This window comes from Priestia sp. SIMBA_032 (genome assembly GCF_046535215.1).
Taxonomy (GTDB): domain Bacteria; phylum Bacillota; class Bacilli; order Bacillales; family Bacillaceae_H; genus Priestia; species Priestia aryabhattai.
Genome location: NZ_JAWRXD010000564.1, coordinates 1 through 276, shown reverse-complemented (window position 1 = coordinate 276; position 276 = coordinate 1). Strand labels below are relative to the sequence as shown.

Annotated in this window: 1 protein-coding gene; it reads right to left on the bottom strand. The window is 66.3% G+C overall.

What is annotated here, in order from left to right:
* On the bottom strand, nucleotides 1-276 hold a 276-nt coding region (locus SB717_RS35545; RefSeq protein WP_410907644.1), incomplete at both ends, for a hypothetical protein.

Here is a 276-nt window from a genome sequence, read left to right as displayed (position 1 = left end):
CGAGCCGGTGGAAGGGAAGCGGAACTCGACCGCGCAGGTCGTGCAGTCGGAGCCGCCGTCGACCGGAAAGTCGCTGTTCGGCCCGAAGGTGATGGCGCTGCTGTTCTGCACCGACTGAAGACTCTGCGGCGGGCCGGTGAAGACGCCGCCGGGTCCATCGAGCGACGCGTCGAAATCCAGCGTTCGATTGCTGAAATCGAGGGTGTACTGGAAAGTGCCCGTGAGCTGTCCGGTGATCGGGATGCCGGACGCGGTCACCGCGCCGGTATTGGCGGC